Annotated in this window: 18 protein-coding genes and 1 pseudogene; 8 read left to right on the top strand and 11 right to left on the bottom strand. The window is 38.6% G+C overall.

Translation table 11 applies throughout. From position 1 onward, the window contains the following. Positions 1 to 16 precede the first annotated feature (16 nt). From BM143_RS18075 to hflX, 7 genes and pseudogenes are all read right to left on the bottom strand, one after another. Positions 17 to 1,255, bottom strand: coding sequence for a hypothetical protein (locus BM143_RS18075; protein WP_090026092.1), 1,239 nt, complete (start codon positions 1,253 to 1,255; stop codon positions 17 to 19). Beyond that, positions 1,256 to 3,298, bottom strand: a complete 2,043-nt coding sequence (locus BM143_RS18080) for a hypothetical protein (RefSeq protein ID WP_090026094.1) — start codon at positions 3,296 to 3,298, stop codon at positions 1,256 to 1,258. It abuts the gene before it with no gap. Positions 3,299 to 3,314: 16 nt separating this feature from the next. Beyond that, positions 3,315 to 3,983 (bottom strand): hypothetical protein, encoded by a 669-nt coding sequence (locus BM143_RS18085; RefSeq protein WP_090026096.1) that lies wholly within the window; start codon positions 3,981 to 3,983, stop codon positions 3,315 to 3,317. A gap of 85 nt (positions 3,984 to 4,068) precedes the next feature. After that, positions 4,069 to 4,789, bottom strand: a pseudogene (locus tag BM143_RS18090) (DNA alkylation repair protein). Positions 4,790 to 4,845: 56 nt separating this feature from the next. Beyond that, on the bottom strand, positions 4,846 to 6,132 hold the full coding sequence (locus tag BM143_RS18095; protein ID WP_034724238.1) for a cation:proton antiporter: 1,287 nt from the start codon (positions 6,130 to 6,132) through the stop codon (positions 4,846 to 4,848). A gap of 21 nt (positions 6,133 to 6,153) precedes the next feature. Continuing rightward, on the bottom strand, positions 6,154 to 6,783 hold the full coding sequence (locus BM143_RS18100; RefSeq protein WP_090026097.1) for a DUF4919 domain-containing protein: 630 nt from the start codon (positions 6,781 to 6,783) through the stop codon (positions 6,154 to 6,156). Continuing rightward, the gene (hflX, locus tag BM143_RS18105; RefSeq protein WP_047451039.1) at positions 6,783 to 8,009 is read right to left on the bottom strand and encodes a GTPase HflX; all 1,227 of its coding nucleotides are present in this window, start codon (positions 8,007 to 8,009) and stop codon (positions 6,783 to 6,785) included. Before hflX ends, BM143_RS18100 begins: the two co-directional genes overlap by 1 nt. 204 nt (positions 8,010 to 8,213) lie before the next feature. Between hflX and BM143_RS18110 the strand changes: the two genes are divergently transcribed. The 4 genes from BM143_RS18110 to BM143_RS18125 all read left to right on the top strand — a co-directional run bounded on the left by BM143_RS18110 (position 8,214) and on the right by BM143_RS18125 (position 12,538). Then, entirely contained in the window at positions 8,214 to 8,921 is a 708-nt protein-coding gene (locus BM143_RS18110) for a LytR/AlgR family response regulator transcription factor (protein WP_090026099.1), read from the top strand. 160 nt (positions 8,922 to 9,081) lie between these two features. Continuing rightward, positions 9,082 to 9,564 carry a T9SS type A sorting domain-containing protein gene (locus BM143_RS18115; protein ID WP_090026101.1) on the top strand — a complete coding sequence of 161 codons (483 nt, stop codon included), beginning with the start codon at positions 9,082 to 9,084 and terminating at the stop codon, positions 9,562 to 9,564. A gap of 4 nt (positions 9,565 to 9,568) precedes the next feature. Then, the gene (locus tag BM143_RS18120) at positions 9,569 to 12,118 is read left to right on the top strand and encodes a beta strand repeat-containing protein (protein ID WP_090026104.1); all 2,550 of its coding nucleotides are present in this window, start codon (positions 9,569 to 9,571) and stop codon (positions 12,116 to 12,118) included. Positions 12,119 to 12,124: 6 nt separating this feature from the next. Further along, positions 12,125 to 12,538 carry a hypothetical protein gene (locus BM143_RS18125; RefSeq protein WP_090026106.1) on the top strand — a complete coding sequence of 138 codons (414 nt, stop codon included), beginning with the start codon at positions 12,125 to 12,127 and terminating at the stop codon, positions 12,536 to 12,538. An 83-nt stretch (positions 12,539 to 12,621) separates the two neighbouring features. On the opposite strand, the gene BM143_RS18130 is transcribed toward BM143_RS18125, so the two are convergent. Next, entirely contained in the window at positions 12,622 to 13,056 is a 435-nt protein-coding gene (locus BM143_RS18130; RefSeq protein WP_167375314.1) for an META domain-containing protein, read from the bottom strand. 86 nt (positions 13,057 to 13,142) lie between these two features. Here BM143_RS18130 and BM143_RS18135 point away from each other — a divergent pair, with 86 nt between their 5' ends. Next, positions 13,143 to 15,353 (top strand): S46 family peptidase, encoded by a 2,211-nt coding sequence (locus BM143_RS18135; protein WP_090026108.1) that lies wholly within the window; start codon positions 13,143 to 13,145, stop codon positions 15,351 to 15,353. 75 nt (positions 15,354 to 15,428) lie between these two features. Next, positions 15,429 to 15,899 carry a YdeI/OmpD-associated family protein gene (locus BM143_RS18140; protein WP_090026305.1) on the top strand — a complete coding sequence of 157 codons (471 nt, stop codon included), beginning with the start codon at positions 15,429 to 15,431 and terminating at the stop codon, positions 15,897 to 15,899. Positions 15,900 to 15,948: 49 nt separating this feature from the next. Here the strand turns inward: BM143_RS18140 and BM143_RS18145 are convergent, their stop codons facing one another. Then, complete coding sequence (locus BM143_RS18145) at positions 15,949 to 16,770, bottom strand: hypothetical protein (protein ID WP_090026110.1); 822 nt, start codon at positions 16,768 to 16,770, stop codon at positions 15,949 to 15,951. An 87-nt stretch (positions 16,771 to 16,857) separates the two neighbouring features. Further along, positions 16,858 to 17,433, bottom strand: a complete 576-nt coding sequence (locus BM143_RS18150) for a Crp/Fnr family transcriptional regulator (RefSeq protein ID WP_090026112.1) — start codon at positions 17,431 to 17,433, stop codon at positions 16,858 to 16,860. Positions 17,434 to 17,687: 254 nt separating this feature from the next. Between BM143_RS18150 and BM143_RS18155 the strand changes: the two genes are divergently transcribed. Both BM143_RS18155 and BM143_RS18160 read left to right on the top strand, forming a co-directional pair. Then, positions 17,688 to 17,870 carry a bacteriocin-like protein gene (locus BM143_RS18155; protein WP_090026114.1) on the top strand — a complete coding sequence of 61 codons (183 nt, stop codon included), beginning with the start codon at positions 17,688 to 17,690 and terminating at the stop codon, positions 17,868 to 17,870. Positions 17,871 to 17,939: 69 nt separating this feature from the next. Then, positions 17,940 to 18,788: a GLPGLI family protein gene (locus tag BM143_RS18160; protein WP_090026116.1), complete on the top strand. Its 849-nt coding sequence runs from the start codon at positions 17,940 to 17,942 to the stop codon at positions 18,786 to 18,788. A 133-nt stretch (positions 18,789 to 18,921) separates the two neighbouring features. Here the strand turns inward: BM143_RS18160 and BM143_RS18165 are convergent, their stop codons facing one another. Continuing rightward, positions 18,922 to 20,922 carry a hypothetical protein gene (locus BM143_RS18165; RefSeq protein WP_139222069.1) on the bottom strand — a complete coding sequence of 667 codons (2,001 nt, stop codon included), beginning with the start codon at positions 20,920 to 20,922 and terminating at the stop codon, positions 18,922 to 18,924. Positions 20,923 to 20,962 lie beyond the last annotated feature (40 nt).

The following is a 20,962-nucleotide window of genomic DNA, read 5'->3' on the forward strand; positions in this document are numbered from 1 at the left end:
TAAAACTGAAGAATTTCTACCATCTTAAAATTAATGGCAGTTTTCCCTTCTTCGCTTTGATCTTCACGCAATAGTTCTCTGCTTTATTCCCGTAGAATATATACTCCAGGTCAGAAAGCACTTCCTTTTCCTTAGGCGTTAAAGTACTTAATGAAGAGAGCAGCAACGGACTGTTTCTGATGAAGATATAGTTTTGTTTAAGCTTTGGAGATAATGGTATCGGCTTTCTGGTAGACTTTATGATCAATCCGCCGTCATTTCTTCCGATATGATTGGGCTGAAATGGAATGGCTGTGAACTGTTCCTGAGCATTGATCCATTTTTTATGCTGAAAATAATCCCAGGTCTTTTCGGGAGCCGGACTTTGAAGATCCATCACATAATTAGGCTGAATAATTTTCTGAAAGGTTTTTTTCTCGACTTCATTAAAATTATCGTCATATTCATAGCTGATGATGGTATCATTCACCTGTTCAATATCGGCAGTAGCTTTAAAATAACTGATCTTGGCTGAATCCGCGAGGTTTTTATCGAAAAATCGGGCGTAATTTTTCACATTTTGAGCATCCAGTTCAAGGTCTACGAAGTGATTATTCTTCTGAATTCCAGCTATAATAGAAGCTAAAATTCCTGTATCTGATGTGTTTTTGATCTCAATTTCATCTGCATTTAATTCAATAGAAAAGTTTTGAATTTTCTGTCCCGAAATGAAAGAGATACTTCCTACCCCATGATCAATCAACTGATCTGCTGTCAGCGTATTTTTTTCGGAGGACTGAAAAAGAAGTTTATCAATAGGGTCAAAAGCCTGATCAGAAGTTCCTATCAATGCATTTTCACCTTGTATTTTAATGAAAATCTGATCTTTACGAAAGAGATCTTTTTCTTTGCTGATAAACTGATGACTCTTTAGAAAAGCTGAGAATTGTTGCGGGTCTTTGAGTTCAACCACACTGTACCATTCTGAAAATTTGGTGTCTTTGAGGTGGAAAATCTGTAAAAAATCTGGAATTTCTATTCCTGAATCTTTTAATGAAATCTCCTTTTTATCTTTTGTTTTGCTTCCCGACCATTTTGAAGGATGGACGATGAAGCTTGAAATATACTGTCCCGTTAATTTTTTCACATCAATTAAAACGACTATATCTGCATTCTTAGGGACAAATTTTAATGTTTTGTCTTTATAAAAACACACAAAATAGAGCGCAATTGCGAGGACAAGAATTAACGGGACAATAAGTTTCTTTTTATTCATCTATAATATTTGAGGCTTTTTGTCTGCTTCTTTAATTTTATATAGCTCATCAAACAGATCAAAGAAATACATCAGGCTGTTTTCTGAAGAATTTTTAATCTTATAATCCATTTCCGTTTCTATGCTTTCTCCTTTTACTTCAGTTTTAAAGTACATTTCACCTACATTCTTTCTAAACAGATCCAATGTTTTTCTTTCGGAAGGGGTTTTAAATTCTTTCTCCAAACCGGTTACCAGTCTCTGAATATCAAGTCTTCCTGACAATGGATATTTAGAAGAATCCTTGGCCCACTGCTTAGAAATATCAGACTGACTTTGAGGATTGACATTCTCTGTAGCACTCGTCAGATAAACGATCCCGTCTTTTACGGTCATATACAGCTGATCCATATATCCGTCTCCTTTTTCATCCTTGAAAGCGTAAAAGTTTCCAATTTTTGAGAATTTCTTAGACAGATGTTTGTTGGTTGCCATTACATTGAAAACACGGTTCCAGTAGCCTTCATTCTCTGTGGCAAAAGCAAACGTAAAATTGGGAACAGCAACATCTTTGGTTTTCTTCACTTCCTTTTCATTGTAATCTTCATCATATTCGTAGTCTGTGTAGTCTACTTTTTTGGATTTCAATTCATTCAGAACAAAGATTCCGTTTCCTGGAGCTATTTTAGTGATGGCTTCTTCATCCAGAACAATTTTCATGGTTTCCATCATCAGCTCCATTTCCTTCTTATATTCACCATCTCCGGTGTCCTGAAGCAGGTCGTACATCATATCAAAAGATTTTGCACCATTCACATTCATCACGTAATACCCGATGCTTTTGTCATTGATAAGTTCTGCCAGTTTTTTATTTTTCTTACCCTTGTAAACAGACGAAATGGTTTTCTGGATCCCTGGATTTTTATGCTGATAATTGTTTACCAGCTTTACTTTGTCTTTATCAAAATATAAGTTGTAGTACGAGTTGGAATCATATGCATTTCTGAAAAACTGCCCGAATTCAAAACGCTTCATCATTTTCCCATAGATTCCGTCATTCACCATTCTTCCGTAATCTGTATAAACGTACGCATCCGAATTGGGGTCTCTGAAGCTTAGCATTGCTTTCGGCACTTCAAGCTCTAAATTGGAACTGAAATACAGATCGAAACGGTCTTCGGCAATTTTCTTGACTATTTTGAAATTCTCAATATTCATGGAGTCCAGCTCTTTCTGATATGCAGAATCTACCGCGGGCTCCGCATACTCCTCCTCTTTCGGATAAACATCCGGTTCCCCTTCAGAATGTTGCGTATCTACGTTTTCCTTCGGATATTTATGATTCTTTTCCAGGTATTTGATGTCTTTCTGAATTCTCGTGATCTCCTTATTATTTTCTTTGATGTTATCTTTTAAATATTTGATTTCATCTTTCAGATTGATGATTTCTTCCTTATAATCGAAAGGTTTTTCCGGTTCTCCGACATACACACTGTCTACAGCGACAGCAGCATCTACAGCAGCAGTTGCAGCACTGTCTACCACAGCATCAGACCAGATATCTTTGTAAGGTTTGGTATAGTTCACCATGCTCAAAACAGCACGGTCATTGCTCCAGGCCACAAAAATATTGTCATCTATGTCTACGTAGGAATAATTCTTTTTCTTAGAAATTTCCAGTCCTTTTTTCTTGGTTGAATTAATGAATTCCTGAAATTTCTCTTTGTTGTCTACAATAAAATGAGTCGTGTAGGTTTGTATAGAGTCATTGAAACTGGCATAATGATACTGCGTGGCATCATATTTAATTCCCGTTTTGGAATAGTCATTCCACGAGGTCTTTTCTTTGTCCTTATCCTTATCCTTATCCTTATCCTTCTTGCTTAGTTCATGCAAAAGAGGATTAAGCTTCTGCCAATTGATTTTCTGATTGAGCTGCTTTCCGTTGATTTCCATATAAAATACGGCATCAACAGGAAGTTTCATGCTTTTCTGTGCGAAAACAAGCATAAAACCAAAAAGCGCGAAAGTAATTATCTGTGTTTTTAATACTATAGATTTCATGGTCGAGTGTTAGAATTTATTGAAATAATATCGTGTTTTGTAGTTGTTTCTTTTGAAAAATAAGGTCTAAAATATCCGCTTCCAGCTTCACCGCTTTTTTGTTCGGAGCCAGTACGTAAGAAGAATTGGTTTGAGATTTCACTGTGTTTTCAAACTGCATGATGGAAGTATATTTAGCATCATTAAAGACTTCTCTGTCTGCCTTTCCCATCTTGTCGTAATCTGCTTTGAAGGTATTCACCTTGTTTCTGGTCAGAGATTTTTTCTCAAGGCTTTGGCTGTAAATTTGGGTAGGAATCATTTTCCCGAGGATCTTTTTAGCTTTAAGCTGCTCCAGTCCGGCATTGATATTTTCAATTTTTTTGAAATTACAGCTTAATTTGATCACGTAATTATCGAAATCCATGGAAGTTTTTACATTGCTGATTCCCGGTGTCCCTTTAAAAATTTTAGCCGCTTCATTGATTTTATTCTCAATTTCAGACTTTTTCGGAACTTTTTTTCCGTTAATCGTTTCCATTTTAGAGATGGAAGCCAACCTTGTTTTGCTTTTACTGGCATTCAGAATGATGGTATATTCCCCGGTTCCATCAGCTTTGACATTCACTTTATCTAAAATATCAAAACAGCTGCTCAGCAATAATAAAGGCAGAAGCAGCGCCAACAGCTTCAGAAAATTTTTCATAATTGAGTTTTAAAACACAAAACTACTTAATTCCGTTTGAAAATGCTTTATAGACTCCGGTATTTCACTGAAAACAGCTATTTTTTTAAACCCTTCCTTTCAAATAACCCTGTCTTACTTGTTCATCCAGCTTTTCGATGGCGTATCTCAGGCAGGTTCTCGGCATTTCCTGATAGTGTTTATTTAAAAAAGAGATCAGTTCGGATTCATTTTTATTCCCCATTTCACGAAGCAGCCATCCGTTGGCTTTATGCATCAGATCGTGGGGATGTTTCAGATTTTTGGTAACGAATTCTTTCGTCAGTTCAAAAAGATCCTTTTTTCACATAATACATCGTACCGACCACAGCAATTCTCTTATGCCACATTTCCTCAGAGTCTGAAAGGGTTCTCAACAGATCTTCCTTTCCGTTTTCAAAGGCATATCTTCCCAGGATTTTATAACAGCTTGAATCTACCAGATCCCAGTTATTGACATACTGAAGATGATCCAGATAAAACTGAATGATTTCTTCTTTTACAGCTTTATCCTTTGTTTTCTCAAACTTCAAGATCAGCATAAAAAGCGCGGTAAGTCTGTGTTCGTGGTATTTTGAAGACAATATAATACTTAAGTCTTCTAAGTTTATTTTAGAATAATACTCCTTAGCTACAGATCTTTGGTCTGGGACTGTTACACCCAGAAACAAATCTCCTTCACCATATTCTCCTTTTCCTGTTTTGAAAAACCTTGGAAAAAATTCAGCTTTTTCAGGAATCGACAGTACAGCCAGAGCTTCCTGTATTTCTTTGATAATATTGCCCATACGATGCAGTTGGGTGAAAATTAATTAAATTTTAAACAAATATAAATAATCTTCTATCACGCATGGTCATCCAAAGCAACTGTTTCCTGCGCTTCCTCTTCTTTTGCAATAGCTTTCGGATTGGCCACTTTAGCAATGGTAAGTCCCTGAACAATAATGGAGAACACCACAACACAGTACGTGATACTCAAGATAATTTCGCTGTATTCACTTTTCGGGATAGACATGGCCAAGGCTATGGAAACTCCTCCACGGATTCCCCCCCAAACCAGAACTTTAATGGTCTGCGGACTAAATCTTGTTCTTAAAGACATGAATCTTGTAGGCACCCAGATCGAAATCAGACGGGCAATCAGAACGACCGCGATAGCCAAAAGACCCGGAACCATGAAGTGTTTTAAGTCTTTGATCATCAACAATTCAAATCCGATGAACAGGAATAAAACGGCATTCAGAATTTCATCAATCAGTTCCCAGAATTTGATGAGATAATCCTGAGTGACAGACTTCATTTTAAACCTGACATTAAAATTACCCATGAATAAACCTGCGGCAACCATCGTCAATGGTCCGGAAATATGCATCTGTCTGGCGATAAGATAACCTCCCATCACCACAGAAAGCGTTACCAGAACGGAAATTATATAATCATCTACTTCACGCATCAATCTGGAAGTAATCCATCCCAATACGACACCGAGAAGAATCCCTCCACCGGCTTCCTTCATCAGGAGTAACCCTATGCTTTCAACCCCAAGATCCACTTCTTTTCCAATGGCCAACTGCAACACTACGGTAAATACCACTACGGCCATACCATCGTTAAACAGAGATTCTCCGGCAACTTTTGTCTCCAGTGATTTGGATACATTGGCCTGTTTCAGGATACTTAAAACCGCAACCGGATCGGTAGGTGAGATAAGCGCTCCAAAAACCAGACAGTAAATAAACGGCAGCTGAATTCCTAAAAACGGCAGCAGATAAAACATCCCGAATCCTACCACAAAGGTGGAAATAACCACTCCCGCTGTAGAAAATATAAGGACCGGCCGGAACTGCTCCTTAAGATCGTTGATGTTGATATGGATACCTCCCGCAAAGAGCAGGAAATTAAGCATGGCGCCCATCAGCACTTCCGTGAAGTCTATACTGTTCATTAAATTGTTAAGGTGCCCGAAAGTACGTGGAAGCACGGCTTCTCCAAACATAACCAGAAAAATAGAAACGACAATGGCAATCACCATAATCCCGATAGTACTCGGAAGTTTCAGAAATCTGTAATTAAGATAGGCGAAAATTGATGCTAATACTATTAAGGCTGAAAATGAATAATATAACTCCACTAAGTGTTTTTTTTAATTAATTTATAGGTCTAAATAAAGTATTTTAATAAATAACTGATGTCCGTCTTTCTCCCAGATATCAAACATTCCGTCTTTGCCTGGCCTTGATCCTCTCACATACTCTTTTCCGATATTCAGGATATTCAGAAGGATGTATTCGTCTCCTACTGAATTCACCAGATAGGCTGTTTTTTCAGAGGTCCCGTCTCCTGAATTCTTCATGCTTTCCGTGAGTGAACGGAACTGGTTCAGGTGATGGATAAAATTGCTCCCGTCTTTCTTTGAGTCATACGCCCTCAGAAGGACAAGAAGGATATCCAGGTTCGTAGGATCTTTAGCATAGAGGATTTTTCCCTGTTTGATGCATTCGTCAAAATTACTTTCTTTAAAAGCATCCGCAAGACTTTTGAACCGGTCATCAGATGTCGAAATTTTATCATCCCTGAAGTTTCTGCCGTAGTACAGGTACTGGGCTTCAATGCTGTCCAGGGATTTTGGGTATCCTTTGTATTTAAAAATCAGTTTCTCATAATTGTAAGGAGAATCTTTCTTTTTAAGGCTTTTTTCAATGTCTTTCAAATCAATTTTTGATTTCTGGCTGAACCCAAAAACCGAAAATAAAACGAATAACAGGAAAAAGTGATATTTCATTAATCGTTGTTTTCTTCTACCTCGTCGTTGTCGAAATATTCGAAAAGGAAATCATTGTACGGGAATCTGGAGATATGAATCTTCATCACCTCATCGTAGATCATTTTCTTCATTTCCGGGAAATTTTCTTTCGTCAGAGCCGAGATGAAAACTGTAGGATATTTAGATTTACCCATCCACGTTTTGGTCCATTCCTCTAAAGAAATATTCTTTTTGGTAGACGGCGTAAGGTCATCCTCGTCTTTTTTATCGTAACTGAAATCATCGATTTTATTGAACACCATGATCATCGGTTTCTGATGGGCATTGATCTCCATTAAAATATTATTCACAGATTCTACCTGGTCTTCAAAGCTTTCATGAGAAATATCCACCACGTGAATAAGCAGATCTGCCTCGCGAACCTCATCCAAAGTGGATTTGAAAGATTCTACAAGCTGAGTCGGAAGTTTTCTGATAAATCCTACCGTATCCGTTAGCAGGAACGGTAAATTTCCAATCACCACTTTTCTTACCGTAGTATCCAGTGTTGCAAATAATTTGTTCTCTGCGAAAACGTCAGACTTGGAAAGTGCATTCATCAAAGTAGATTTTCCTACGTTGGTATAGCCCACCAAAGCAGCACGCACCACTTTTCCACGGTTGTTACGCTGGGTAGCCATCTGTCTGTCGATGGTTTTCAGTTTCTCTTTTAACAGGGAAATTCTGTCACGAATGATACGACGGTCAGTTTCAATCTCCGTTTCTCCGGGACCTCTCATCCCGATTCCCCCTTTCTGACGCTCAAGGTGGGTCCACATCCTTGTCAGACGTGGTAAAAGATATTGGTATTGGGCCAGTTCTACCTGAGTTCTCGCATAGGAAGTCTGTGCTCTCTGTGCGAAAATATCGAGGATCAGGTTGGTTCTGTCCAGAATTTTAACTTCTATTTCCCTTTCAAGGTTTTTCAGCTGGGAAGGCGATAATTCATCATCAAAAATGACGGTTCCGATCTCGTTTTCCTTGACGTATTCTTTTATTTCCTGTGCTTTTCCGCTTCCGATAAAGGTTTTGGAATCCGGCTGGGTTAATTTCTGTGTAAATCGTTTTTGTACCGTTGCACCTGCTGTGAACGCCAAAAACTCCAATTCATCCATATATTCCGTCAGCTTATCTTCATCCTGGTGTTGGGTGACAACCCCTACCAAAATAGCCTTCTCGTAATGATGTTCTTTCTTATCTAGCATTAATTTCTGTCTATGTTTGTGATTTTCACAAGATACCAATTTTCAGGAAAAAAAACAAAATCATTTTTGAATATTCCCTATATTTTAATGTTAATTTAAGTTTACAATACCTTTCTTTTGCGAAAAATTAATAACTTTATAAAGCTGATTTATAATTAATAAACATAAAAAATTATAAATCTTATAAAAACTAACACCAAAATCATGATTACGCGTATTAACTGTATGATCATTGATGATGATGAACTGGACAGGCTGGTTCTTCAGCATCACATCAGACAATATGACAATATAGAAGTTATTGCGTCTTTTAATTCGGCGGAAAAGGCTGTTCCTTATCTGGAATTCCCGATAGATCTCCTCATCTGTGAAACCCGGCTCTCCGGCATGAGCGGTCTGGATTTCCGGAAACTGGCCTCTAAAATCCCAGCCTGTATCTTCGTAAGCTCCCACACAGAAATGGCTGCAGAAGCTTTTGAACTCGATGTGCTGGACTTCGTCACCAAACCTCTTAAACCGGAACGTTTCCACACTGCCATGGAAAAAGTCTTCCATTTTTTTGAAATGAAAGAAAAATGTGACTGCTTTGATGCTCTTCTCGGTGAAAACTGTATCAAAATAAAAGAAGGCGGCCATGTTTCCCAGGTTAAGCTTACGGACATTCTTTACCTTGAAGCCTTAAAAGATTATACCCGGCTCATCACTCACGATAAAAAACACTGCATCCTGGATTCTCTGGGGAATCTGCTCCACAACAGCTTTTTCGATTCCTTTGTAAGGATACACCGCAGCTATGCCGTTCCCCGTCATTTCATCCGCGGAAAAAACAGCCATGAAATTGAACTGATCCATCAGATCAGGCTTCCTATAGGCAGAACCTACAAAGACAGCCTCTCTTTTCTCGATCCTTAATTCCTGAATACCAACATTTTTGCAACAAAGTGCCGTTGGTCGATTTTTTTTACCGTTAGTCTATTTTCCTCTTATCCGGTTGTGATATGTGGTAATTTAGTGTCTACAATTTTTCATTAGAAAACTTGGAAAACCAATTAATAACCACAAAACCATTTACATGAAAAGAACATCTATTCACTGCTTCTTTCTCATCCTGTTCTCTTTTTCCGTCAGTATACTACATGCCCAATCTGTGGTGCTGGCTACGGGAACGAATGCATCGGGAAGCAACGGCTCGGTTTCTTACAGTGTCGGCCAAACCACTTATCTCTACAAGGGAGCCAGTTCCCAGGTAACGGAAGGGGTACAACAGGCCTACGAAATCACGACACTATCTGCCAGTGAAACCGCATCAAAGCAAGAAGGCATTTTACTCTATCCTAATCCTGTCAGAGATTATCTGTACATCGATTTTAATTCAGCTCCCTACAAAGGATCCGAATATCAGGTGTTCGATTCTCAGGGCAAGCTGATCAAAAAGGACATGATCTCACAGTCAAAATCCGAACTCGATTTTTCCTCACTTCCTTCGGCGGTATATATTATCCGGATCAATCAGAGCGGGGAAAACCTAAAAACATTTAAAGTCATCAAAAAATAACGCCATGAAAAAAATATTACTATCGCTGGGGATCATGCTGGGCCTCTTTATGGGGCATGCGCAGGCTCCGGAAAAAATGAGCTATCAGGCTATCATGAGAAACGGAACCGGCCAGCTGCTGGTCAATCAAAATATCGCTGTCAAAGTAAGTGTGTTACAAGGCTCTCCTGCCGGAACACTCGTTTATTCTGAAAGATTAACCGGACTTACCAACGCGAACGGACTTATCAGTATGGAAATAGGAACAGGAACGGTGCTTTCCGGAACATTTTCTACCATCAACTGGCCTTCAGGCAGCTATTATCTGAAAACTGAAACCGATCCTGCCGGGGGTACAAACTATACCATAGCAGGTACAAGCCAGCTATTAAGCGTGCCTTATGCCCTATATGCCAAATCTGCAGGCGGAACTGGTGGAAACTTCACCATTCCCTACACCAATACTGTAAACAATGCTTCCACTCTATTCTCCCTCATCAATGACGGGGATGGAACTTCTGTAGAGGGGATCAACAATACAACGACTTCCAGTATTGCCCCGGTACGCGGAATTGTAAACAGTACCACACCAGGAGGATTCTCCAGTGCAGTACGAGGGATCAATAACGGAACCGGCGGACTCGGTATAGGAGTTTGGGGAAGCCAGGCCGGAAGCGGATGGGGTGTTTATGGAGTTACGGCAACCGGGCTTGGTGTTTACGGAAATTCATCAGCTTCAGGAACCGGAGTTTACGCCAACAGCAATACCGGAACAGGTCTTACGGCTACCAGTAACAATGGAATTGCAGCCAGTATGTCTATTTTCAACAATGCCAATAACAATAACGTCCTAAATGCCAATACACTTGGAAACGGAACAGTCATCAACGTTTCCTCATCAGGAAATGGTGCCGGGGTTTTCAGTTCAACAGGAAGCGGATTCGCAGTACATGGTATTACGAGTGCACAGACTTCAGCAGGTATTATCGGGGACAATAACGGAGCCGGCGAAGCAGTAGTAGGAAGAACAACCAGTGATATTGCCGGAGCCGTAGTGGGAAGAAATGATGGCGGAGGTTATGGGGTAAGAGGTTTTGTTGCCACCAATACAACCGGAACGGCTGTTGGGGTTTTAGGACAGGTAGGATTAAACAACAGTAAAGGGCGTGCAGGACGTTTTGAAAATTTAAATGCGGCCAATGAACTCAACAACGTATTTGAAGTGGAAACCAACGGTAACGGAAATATTCCGGATAATACCCAGGGGAATGCCGCTTCTTTCTTAGTTGACAATACCAACAGTGTTGGGGCAGCCGTAAGAGGTGAAGTGAACACCATTTTTGGAAACTTCGGGGCCGCAGCGGTTTTTGGGGTTTCTTCAGGAACAGGAGGCCGTGCAGGATTATTCTACGCATCAAATCCTTCCGGAAACGGAGCCGCATTAATTTCTTTAACTGATGGGAACGGAAATGCCATTACAGCCAATGCCGGTAAAGACGGAAACGGTGTTGAAACCAATATAGACGGCGCAGGAAATGCGCTGTATGCATGGGTCCCTACTTTTGCAACGGGCCGAGCCGGAAAGTTCAATATATTCAATGATACGAATACAAGTGATGTAATAACAGTAACCACTGTGGGTAACGGTACTGCCGGAAACTTTAAGGTGGACCGCGTAACAGGTACCTCTCCAGCTGTAAAAGGAGAAGTAAATTCACAATTTGCCAATTTCGGAACTGCCGGGATCTACGGGATTTCTTCAGGAACCGGTGGTTTTGCCGGATTATTCCACGCCAGCAACCCTGCAGGAAACGGACCAGCATTAATAGCTATAGCAGAAGGTAACGGTAACGGAATCACAGCCAACGCCGCCAATACAGGGGACGGTGTAGAAGCTACGGTGGATGGAACAGGATCTGCAATTTATGGTTGGGTTCCCAATTTCGGGACTGGTAGAGCGGGACGTTTCACAAACTTCAATACGGCCAATACACAAACTGTTCTGGATGTTCGTAATGACGGAACAGGATCCGCTGCTGTAATAGATCACAGAGGTGCTTCCGGAAATATTCTGGTCATGAGAAATGTAGGAACTAATGTAGCCAGAATCAATAAGTCAGGAATGGGATTCTTCAACGGAGGAACCCAAAACAGTGGGGCTGACGTTGCGGAAGCATTTGATGTGGAAGGTCTTACTTCAGACTATGAGCCGGGAGATATTTTAATCATCTCAACAGATTCTGACCGTACGGTGGAGAAATCATCAAAACCCTACTCTACGCTTGTTGCCGGAGTTTATGCAACAAAACCCGGCGTTCTCCTAACAGAAGAAAATATCGATTCTGAATTAATCGGAAAAGTTCCGATGGGCGTTATTGGAGTCATTCCTACAAAAGTATGTCTGGAAGGCGGAAAAATTAAAAGAGGAGATCTTCTGGTGACCTCTTCCCTATCCGGAACCGCCATGAAAGCCAATCCTAAAAAGGTTAAAATCGGACAGGTGATCGGAAAAGCGCTTCAGGATTATGATCAAAATTCGGTTGGTAAAATTAAAGTACTGGTAAACATTAAATAAAATATCATGAAATCACTATATATCATTGCATTTGTAGCATTAAGCGTAAGTGTTTATGCTCAGGAAAATAAGAAAGCTGCCGAACCTGAAGATCAGGCACAAGTCGTGAAACAACTCAGGGATCAGGAAGCTCAAGTAGCCAAAGCGGCTCAGGAAAATGCTCCCAAAAAGCAGGCTGTAACGATTCTGGCTTCGGAACAGGGACTGGAAGTGAAGAATCAGGAGACAAAAGCTCAGGCAGCTCCATCCAATAATACAGGAAAGTTGCTGCCCAATACAGCAAGTCTCGCTGAAATTAAAGCTTCAATCCCCAACAGACAGGCATCTCATCCGATTTCTAATAACACAAATAAAAGCGTACAGGGCTTACCCAATACCGCAACTTTGGAAGAAATAAAAAAAACAATCCCAAAAAACTGATAACCAAAATCGATTTCAAAAAGAAAGTCCGCCTAGTGCGGACTTTTTATATTTTTAAACTTAACTGGGCTAAGACTATACTTTTAGTCCCAATCAGCAGCTACAAATTTCATTGTATTTCCACGGTCATCCGATAAGGTAAGAAAATGTCCTTCTACGGAATATCGGGTCATTTTATCAAACTTTTGGGTAAAAGCTGTTTCCAGATTCATATTCTGGCAGGCTTTCATGGTACTTCCCACTCCTGAAATCTTCACTTTTCCTTCACTTTTAAATTCGGAAGTAAAGAACATTCCGTTGCAACCCATATGGGCACTGCCTTTTATTTTCCCTTTCTCCATGGCACCTGTAAGATTGATTTCAGCCTTATTTTTAATCAGTTCTTCCTTGGAAAATTTATCGAAGGAAACGAGCATCCATTGTCTTTGAAGGCTGTGATTTTTTTCAGGTACAGCAGAGCAGCCCGCAATGGCTCCGAGAAGTAAAACTGCAAAAAATGATAGGAGTATTTTTTTCATGCGTATTATCCTTCCATTTTCATACCATTCCGGGACAGAATATCGTAAAAATTAGTAAATTAGCGACACAAAAATTATTTTATAAAATGAAAAGACTATTTCTACTGTTCACTTTCTTATTGGGCTTTGCTCAGATGAGGGCGGATGAGGGGATGTGGCTGTTAATGCTCATCAAAAGACTTAACGGGGTCGATATGCAAAAAGAAGGATTGCATTTGACACCTGAAGAAATTTATTCGGTAAACAATTCAAGCTTAAAAGATGCTATCGTGAGCTTCGGAGGGTTCTGTACCGGGGAAATTGTTTCTGACAAAGGACTTATTTTCACCAACCACCACTGTGGTTACGGTGCTGTAGCTGCTGCTTCTACTCCTGAAAAAGATTACCTGAAAAACGGATTCTGGGCAATGAAGCAAAAGGATGAATTTAATGCAAAAGATCTTTATGTAAGATTCTTAGTAAGAATGGATGATGCTACGCAGAGAATCAATTCTAAGCTAAATAACAATATGACCGGGGCAGAGAGAAAAGCAGTTATTGATGCTGAAACAAAGGCAATCCAGACTGAAAACTCTGAAAACGGAAAATACACAGTAGTCGTAAGAGATTTCTTCAACGGAAATGAATTCTACTATTTCGTTTACCAGGATTACAAAGACATCAGACTGGTAGGTGCACCACCATCATCATTAGGAAAATTCGGAGGTGATACAGATAACTGGGAATGGCCAAGACATACAGCTGACTTCACGGTATTCAGAGTATATGGAGATGCAGCAGGAAACCCTGCAGAATTTGCTCCAAGCAACGTTCCATTGAAGCCTAAGCACTTCCTTCCGGTTTCTCTAAAAGGAATCAAGCCTGGAGATTTTTCTATGATCCTTGGATACCCTGGAAGAACCAACCGTTACCTGACTTCTTATGGAATTCAGCAGATGGTTAACAAAGACTATCCGGCCTGGGTAGAAGCTTCCAAACTTGCGATGGACGTTATGAAAAAGTATATGGACAAAGATAAAGCGACTCAGCTTAACTATGCGTCTCAATATGCTTCTGTAGCTAACTACTGGAAAAACAGACAGGGAACTATCGATGCCGTAGAGAAAAACGGAACGATCTCTGACAAACAAAAAATTGAGGATACTTACAGAAAATGGTCTGTAATGCCAGGGAATACGGCTTATGACGGTATCTTAGAAGATATTGAAGCGTATTACAAGCAGGTTTCTGAGAGAAATGTTGAAAGAAACTATGCTTCACAATTCTCAAGAAACGCAAAATATATTACGCTTGCCCTACAGGTAGGATCTACGCTCAAAGCTTATGCAGCTCAGGATATGCAGGGAAGACTTGCGATGAAAGCTAAGACTGAAGCAGCACTTAAAGGAGCTTACGAAAACTTCAATCCATCTCTGGAAGGAGAAATGCTTGCTTCTATGGCAAATCTTTACCAAACGAGAGTAAAGAACCAGGAAGTGGCATCTGCAACTATTTTAGGATTAGATGCTAAAACACTTTCTAACGTAGCGTATTCTTCAATCTTCGCGAACAAGACTTCTGCTACGAACTTCTTGTTGAATCCTGATGCATTGAAACTTGATGCTGATCCACTTTGGAAAATTGCCAACGGAATCGTTGCTGACCAAAAAATGAGCACTGAGAAGTATGCTAAAGTGGATGACAACTTCAACAAAAACAACCGTCTTTTCTTAGCTGGACTAATGAAAGCTATGCCTGAGAAGAAATTCTACCCGGATGCTAACTCTACAATGAGATTAACATACGGAACGGTAGATAAACTTCCGGTAAGACAAGACAGAAACTACTTCGGTGTTACTGATAACTATTATACTGATATGACTGGTCTTGTTGGAAAATACAAGAAAGGTGATGAAGAATTCGACCTTCCACAAAGAGTGATCGATCTTTATAACCTTAAAGATTTCGGACAGTATGCGGATGCTGCAGGATATATGCCTGTGAACTTCCTTTCGAATAATGACATCACTGGAGGTAACTCTGGTTCTCCGGTAATTGACGGAGACGGAAACCTTATCGGTATTGCATTCGATGGAAACAGCGAAGCGTTAAGTGGTGATATTGTATTTGAACAGGAGTGGCAGAAAACGATCAACGTAGATGTACGTTTCGTTCTTTGGACTATCGACAAATATGCCGGCGCAAGAAGATTGGTTGACGAATTAAAGCTTGTAAGAGGAGAAAACACTCCTGCTGATACAAAGACTAAAAATTCCGGGACTACTCAAATGCCAAAGAAAACAAAAACCAAAAAATAATCTTTTTTGATTTAGATATAAAACCGTGGATGTATGTTCACGGTTTTTTTATTTTTGAACTATAAATATTCCCCTATGAAACCTACAGAATTTAAAGCAGTTATACAGCAAAATGGTGAAATAAACGCCGCTTTTGTGGAGTTTCCGTTTTCTACGGAGGAACTGTTCAGCAAAAAAGGACAGGTGCGAATTAAAGCAACATTCGACAGTAAAGTAGAATACCGCGGAAGCCTTGTTAAAATGAATTCCGACTGTCATATTTTAGGACTTACACAGGAAGTACGAAAGCAGCTTGGGAAAAGTTTCGGAGATGAGGTTTCTGTTTCCTTAATTGAAGATAAGGAGGAAAGAACAGTGGAAATCGCGGATGATATTGCTTCTGTTTTTAATGAAAATCCTGACGCGAAAGCCCTGTTTGACAAGATGAGCTATACCCACCGGAAAGAATACGTCCGCTGGATTGAAGAAGCTAAAAAACAGGAAACCAGGGAGAACAGGAAAATTAAAATGATAGAAATGATTTTGAATGGAAAAAAGGGAATTTAAGAATACTGATTTCTAAAATCCCTTTTTCAATATGATTGAATAAGTGTTTTTACTGTATCGGCACGGCAGAAATAATATTTTCACCCCAGTTAGAGCCTCCCAACCTATCTAAATAAACTGCAGGATTCGGATTTCCCACAACTTCGGAGTTTCCTACAATCAGCCAGTAGGTTTTAGCTGCTGAGGACTGGTTATTAACAATTAATTGCCCATTTGCAATATTATATTTTAAAGCTCCGGCGGTAACAGATCCCTGTAGCATCCCACTTACCTTATCGGCTGTACCTATAACATCCGGGCTCTTACCTGCAAAAAGCTGACTATCAGAAAAGGTTGATCGAAACCAAATATAATCATCTCCATCCAGAACAGAATTTGGATTGTTTACAGACAAAATATTAACCGTAACAAGCCATTTTCCCGGCGGAAGTACAATATTTGATCCTGTCTGATAATAACTAAAATCAAGTTTAAACGGCAGGTTGTAGCCATTCCCCATTGTTCCCACCACCAGCTCCAGACTCTGTCTTTTCCAAGATCCTACCCCATTATCGTCTGAGGTAAGAACCTTGCCTTTACTCTGCAGACCATCGGTAATTTTAATTCCGGCAACCGGAACAGATGGTGTTCCCTGTGTCAAAATATCCAGTTTTACAGACGGAGAAATCGTTCCTATCCCCACGTTTCCGGTTTTGCTCACTATAAAATCATCATTAACCTGAGCGGCTGAAGGAATTCCGGAATTAGAATTGTTTTTACCACCGTCTACGTGAAAAGTTCCTTGTGGATTAGGCGTATTTATCCCTACTTGTGCGAATGTTATTGTACTGATAAAAAAGAAAGGTGCACCAAAGTGTTTAAAAAATGTCATGTGTGTCTTTTATTTTGTTAATTAAAATGATCTTTTAAAATCGGGACAAAAATAGACTGACATTTAAAAGTACACAATGAACAAATGTTAATAAATTTGCCTCCTGATTCTGCTCAGTGCCTGTGGAGTTATTCCCAGATAAGATGCAATATATTTCTGAGGAATCTCCTGAATCAGAAGAGGATTTTCTTTAAATAAATTCTGATATCTTTCTGTAGCAGAGAACTTTAGAAAAGAATACAATCTTTGGGATCTTTCAAGAAAAAGTTTCTCATGAGCGATTCTTCCAATGCGGTCTGCGCTACCCGTTTTTTTATAGATATCCTGCAGATCATCATAAGTAAATCTATACAAAACGATGTCTGACAAGGCTTCTATACCATAAAGCGAAGGTGTTCTGGTTAAGAATGATTCATCGGCAGAGAAAAATTTTTTCTCAAACATAAAATCGTAGGTGATGTCATTGTCTTTATCTTCTTCGGTGGGTATAAAAAACCTCAGCATACCTTTGGATAAAAAAGAGAGCATATTTTCCTGTTCTCCCGGCTCGAGGAGAATATCCTTTTTCTTAAACCTTTTTTCAACCATTTTAGAAGCTATAATGTCCCAATCGGCTTCTGTAATTTCGAAATTGGCTTTTAAGTATTCATATGCTTCTTCCATAAATTTTTGTGTTATATAAAACTAAAAAAATTAATCAATTCCGTGCCAATTATTTATGTTTCAATAAGAACCATCATTTTTACAGTAAAATAATTATACTCAAAGGACATTTGCTATTCCACCCTCGTCATCCTGAAAGAATAAGAACAAACGTATAACGACTGCTAACACGCAATTTAACATAATAAAATTCACTAATCAGTGATAGATTTTTTTTCTATATTTACCGCTCAATTATAAAAATTATATTTATCATGAAAAATTTAAAAAAGCTAACCAGAAATGAATTAAGTAAAGTTTCTGGAGGAGAAGGATGTGTTAACATTTATCACGAAACAAGCTGTGGTGTACAAGCTGTAACATGTCAAACTGGTTGGTCTGGTCCAAGAATGATGGAATGGGCATATGCACTTGAGGCAGCTAACTGTAATAAATAATTTACTAAAAAACATTGATCGCACTTGTATGTAAATTTTACTACAAGTGCGATTCTTATAAAAGAATATATGAACGGGTATAAAAAAATTTTAATATTCTTAACATTCTTTGCATCTCTTTTATTTTATGCTCAAGAAAATAAAAAAGATACACTCATTGCTGACTTTACCTATTTATTAAAAGCAAAAATAAATAAATCAACACCTGATTATATACATGAGGAATTTTTTTCGCTACAAGTTCTAAACAACAAAGCTTTTTTTATCAGTGAAAAGGCCTTAAAGTTTGATTCTATATTTCAAAGCGAGTTTCAAAAAGCTACTATAGGCGGTTCTACAAGCACCAGTTTTAAAGGAAAATCTTTTCCAAAAACAAAATTCCCATATACAATAATCCAGTCCAATCAGAATAATCAGTATTTTGAAAGGGTTGGAATGACCTTACTTTCTTATAAGGAGCCGACCATCAACACTTGGAAACTTATTGATGAATTAAAAATAATCAATACAATTAGCTGTAAAAAAGCTGAAATTACTTACAAAGGAAGAAACTGGATTGCATGGTATTCTACGGATATTCCTATTCCTTATGGCCCTTATAAATTTAGCGGACTACCAGGATTAATCATTAAAATAGCGGATGATAAAGGAGAATATGATTTTGAACTTGTAAAATCAGTACCAAGGAGTAATTTAAATGGTAAAATTTGCAGAGTCAGTACACTTAGATACGAAAATGCTAAAGAAACTACTATAGCCCGTTTACAAGAAACAAAAAAGAATTCCATTAATAATCTGACAGGCACACTTGCCAATATGGAAACAACCATAGCCCCGGAATCCAGGGAAACCGTGAGAAACATACAAAAAAGACAACAACAAAATATGATTGATGAAAATTCTATAGAAATAGATTAGTCTTTCATCATCTGAATTTCTTAGCTACTTGTAAAGGCTGTGTTTAGCGAGCCGATGCCAATAAAAAAGAGCCCAGGATTTCCTGAACTCTTTGGTTTATTTTGAATGAATTGGTTTAATAACTATTTACTTTTTATGCAAACGGTGGATTCATACTGTTGACAATATTGGATGGTAATCCTGAAACGCCGGCATATTTAACATTATTAACCAATGATACGCTATCAGCTGAAGGAAATACATAATTTCCGGTAAAAACACAGTTTTGAAAAAGAGCGTGAGTCAAGTGATCAATTTTCCCACCTTTGCATTCTACATTTTTAAACTGGATGTTACAGGTATTGAATTCCCCTACTAAATTATCATTATCAAAATTACTCATCTCTCCTCCCTGAGCAATAAGATTTTTCACACCCATCCCGTTAAATCTTACCCTATTGTATCCAAAACAATTGTTCAATACTACTTCTGCCCTATTATTATAATCATTATTGTTCCTTGAGTGCACGTAAACACTTGTTGCGTTACCTACATTCGTGGTTAATGTACCTTCAATTTCTACCGTTGTATTATAGGTTTCCTGATAAATACTATCTTTCACAATAAGGGCAGCAACATAGGAAGAATCAGGTTTTGCATTAAGTATAGTATCGGTTATTTTCAAATGCTTAATGTTATTATATCTTGCATTAATCGCTCCTAAATTATAACAAGAAATTTCAGTAGCGTCCGTATTAATTATTGGTTTTATAATATTTATTCTTTCCGGAAAAGTCGGAGGAGTACTGAATGCAGGAGGAGTAGCTATACCTCCCGTAGAGGTCAGTGCAAACATAAAAATATCAGCTATTGAATATGTATTAAATACCGGATTATTGATATTCACTATCCCTCCTAAATTGGGAGTATCAGATCTGATCCCAAAAAATATTCTTGCACCTCCATTGGCTACCGGAGAATTCAGGGTAACATCATTTCCTGCAAATTGAAATGCAGCCGCGCCCGCGCCCGTTTTTACAATAGTATTATTGGCTGTAAATCTGTCCGTCCAGTGATCATCTATCCCATCTTCCCAAACACCTCTGTTGATGGTTACATCTACACTGTTTCTCCCGGTATATCCATGTCTGCAATCAATTACATTACCATCATTAATGACTACTCCTATTGATTCATAGTTCGCAATACCGTAACCAGCTCCATCTTTTTTAAATCCTTTAATAAAAGGACTGTTGATGATAACATCAGCACATTCCTTTATTTCTAATCCCACAAGCCCGACATTAATAAGAGTATTAATAATTTTTGGATTATTTAGAGTCACATTATCCCTTCTTATCAATAAATAGCTATTCTTCGCATTTAGATTTTCGGCTGTTTCAATATTCAAATTATCAATGATAATGGAATCTTCTAACACATATTTAGTAACAGTCAACGTGTTTTTATCATTATATGTGCATACTAAAGGGGTCGTCAATTTCCCACCATTAGTTCTTACAAATTCTCTTTTATTATAGGGGTCAGTAGGTACACCGTCACGTTCAATTAAGATCTCTGTAGAATAAAAATGTAGATTTGCAAGGCCTTCATTAATAAAACCTACATCTAAAGTCCCTCTTAATAGTATTTGATTCCAACTGGCTTTATTAATAATTTCACCATCGAAACGACGAGCAATCGTTATGGACACATCCCCATTCTCATTCGTAAGAATAAATTTCCCATCACATCTTCCGCTCGTTTTAATCTCAAAAGGCTGCTTTACAACGACTTTAAAATTACCCGGAATAACCCAAAACAGATTATTCACATTGACGTAATTAAAATAAGATAAAACATACGGCGTATCATCATACGTTCCATTTCCTTTCACTCCAAAGTATCTGACATCCAGATCGTGGGCAAAATTATGTTCAAGTTTAATGCCTCCGGTTTCAATAATGCTCCCTCCATCATCTATGCCTAGTGTAGCAGACAAATGATAAATAACAGGGCTTGGTGTATCTCCTTTTTCATAATATCCTAAAAGACAAACTCCTTTATAAATACCGTTTTGAAGATCTGCTATTTCCGCAGCCGACAGATTTCTCATCTCTGCCATCGTGTTCTTTACAATACATGGAAAACTCATAAAAATATTTTTTGTTGGTTAATTTTAAAACGGAGATCTT

Origin of the sequence: Chryseobacterium oleae (assembly GCF_900115055.1) — a bacterium.
Taxonomy (GTDB): Bacteria; Bacteroidota; Bacteroidia; order Flavobacteriales; family Weeksellaceae; genus Chryseobacterium; species Chryseobacterium oleae.

Bases quoted from the DNA above. Each gene is read 5' to 3' on its own strand.
- BM143_RS18080 (WP_090026094.1), bottom strand. From the start codon at position 3,298: ATGAAATCTATAGTATTAAAAACACAGATAATTACTTTCGCGCTTTTT.
- BM143_RS18160 (WP_090026116.1), top strand. From the start codon at position 17,940: ATGAACGGGTATAAAAAAATTTTAATATTCTTAACATTCTTTGCATCT.
- BM143_RS18155 (WP_090026114.1), top strand. From the start codon at position 17,688: ATGAAAAATTTAAAAAAGCTAACCAGAAATGAATTAAGTAAAGTTTCT.
- BM143_RS18140 (WP_090026305.1), top strand. From the start codon at position 15,429: ATGAAACCTACAGAATTTAAAGCAGTTATACAGCAAAATGGTGAAATA.
- hflX (WP_047451039.1), bottom strand. From the start codon at position 8,009: ATGCTAGATAAGAAAGAACATCATTACGAGAAGGCTATTTTGGTAGGG.
- BM143_RS18075 (WP_090026092.1), bottom strand. From the start codon at position 1,255: ATGAATAAAAAGAAACTTATTGTCCCGTTAATTCTTGTCCTCGCAATT.
- BM143_RS18115 (WP_090026101.1), top strand. From the start codon at position 9,082: ATGAAAAGAACATCTATTCACTGCTTCTTTCTCATCCTGTTCTCTTTT.
- BM143_RS18150 (WP_090026112.1), bottom strand. From the start codon at position 17,433: ATGGAAGAAGCATATGAATACTTAAAAGCCAATTTCGAAATTACAGAA.
- BM143_RS18130 (WP_167375314.1), bottom strand. From the start codon at position 13,056: ATGAAAAAAATACTCCTATCATTTTTTGCAGTTTTACTTCTCGGAGCC.
- BM143_RS18165 (WP_139222069.1), bottom strand. From the start codon at position 20,922: ATGAGTTTTCCATGTATTGTAAAGAACACGATGGCAGAGATGAGAAAT.
- BM143_RS18110 (WP_090026099.1), top strand. From the start codon at position 8,214: ATGATTACGCGTATTAACTGTATGATCATTGATGATGATGAACTGGAC.
- BM143_RS18100 (WP_090026097.1), bottom strand. From the start codon at position 6,783: ATGAAATATCACTTTTTCCTGTTATTCGTTTTATTTTCGGTTTTTGGG.
- BM143_RS18135 (WP_090026108.1), top strand. From the start codon at position 13,143: ATGAAAAGACTATTTCTACTGTTCACTTTCTTATTGGGCTTTGCTCAG.
- BM143_RS18125 (WP_090026106.1), top strand. From the start codon at position 12,125: ATGAAATCACTATATATCATTGCATTTGTAGCATTAAGCGTAAGTGTT.
- BM143_RS18120 (WP_090026104.1), top strand. From the start codon at position 9,569: ATGAAAAAAATATTACTATCGCTGGGGATCATGCTGGGCCTCTTTATG.
- BM143_RS18085 (WP_090026096.1), bottom strand. From the start codon at position 3,983: ATGAAAAATTTTCTGAAGCTGTTGGCGCTGCTTCTGCCTTTATTATTG.
- BM143_RS18145 (WP_090026110.1), bottom strand. From the start codon at position 16,770: ATGACATTTTTTAAACACTTTGGTGCACCTTTCTTTTTTATCAGTACA.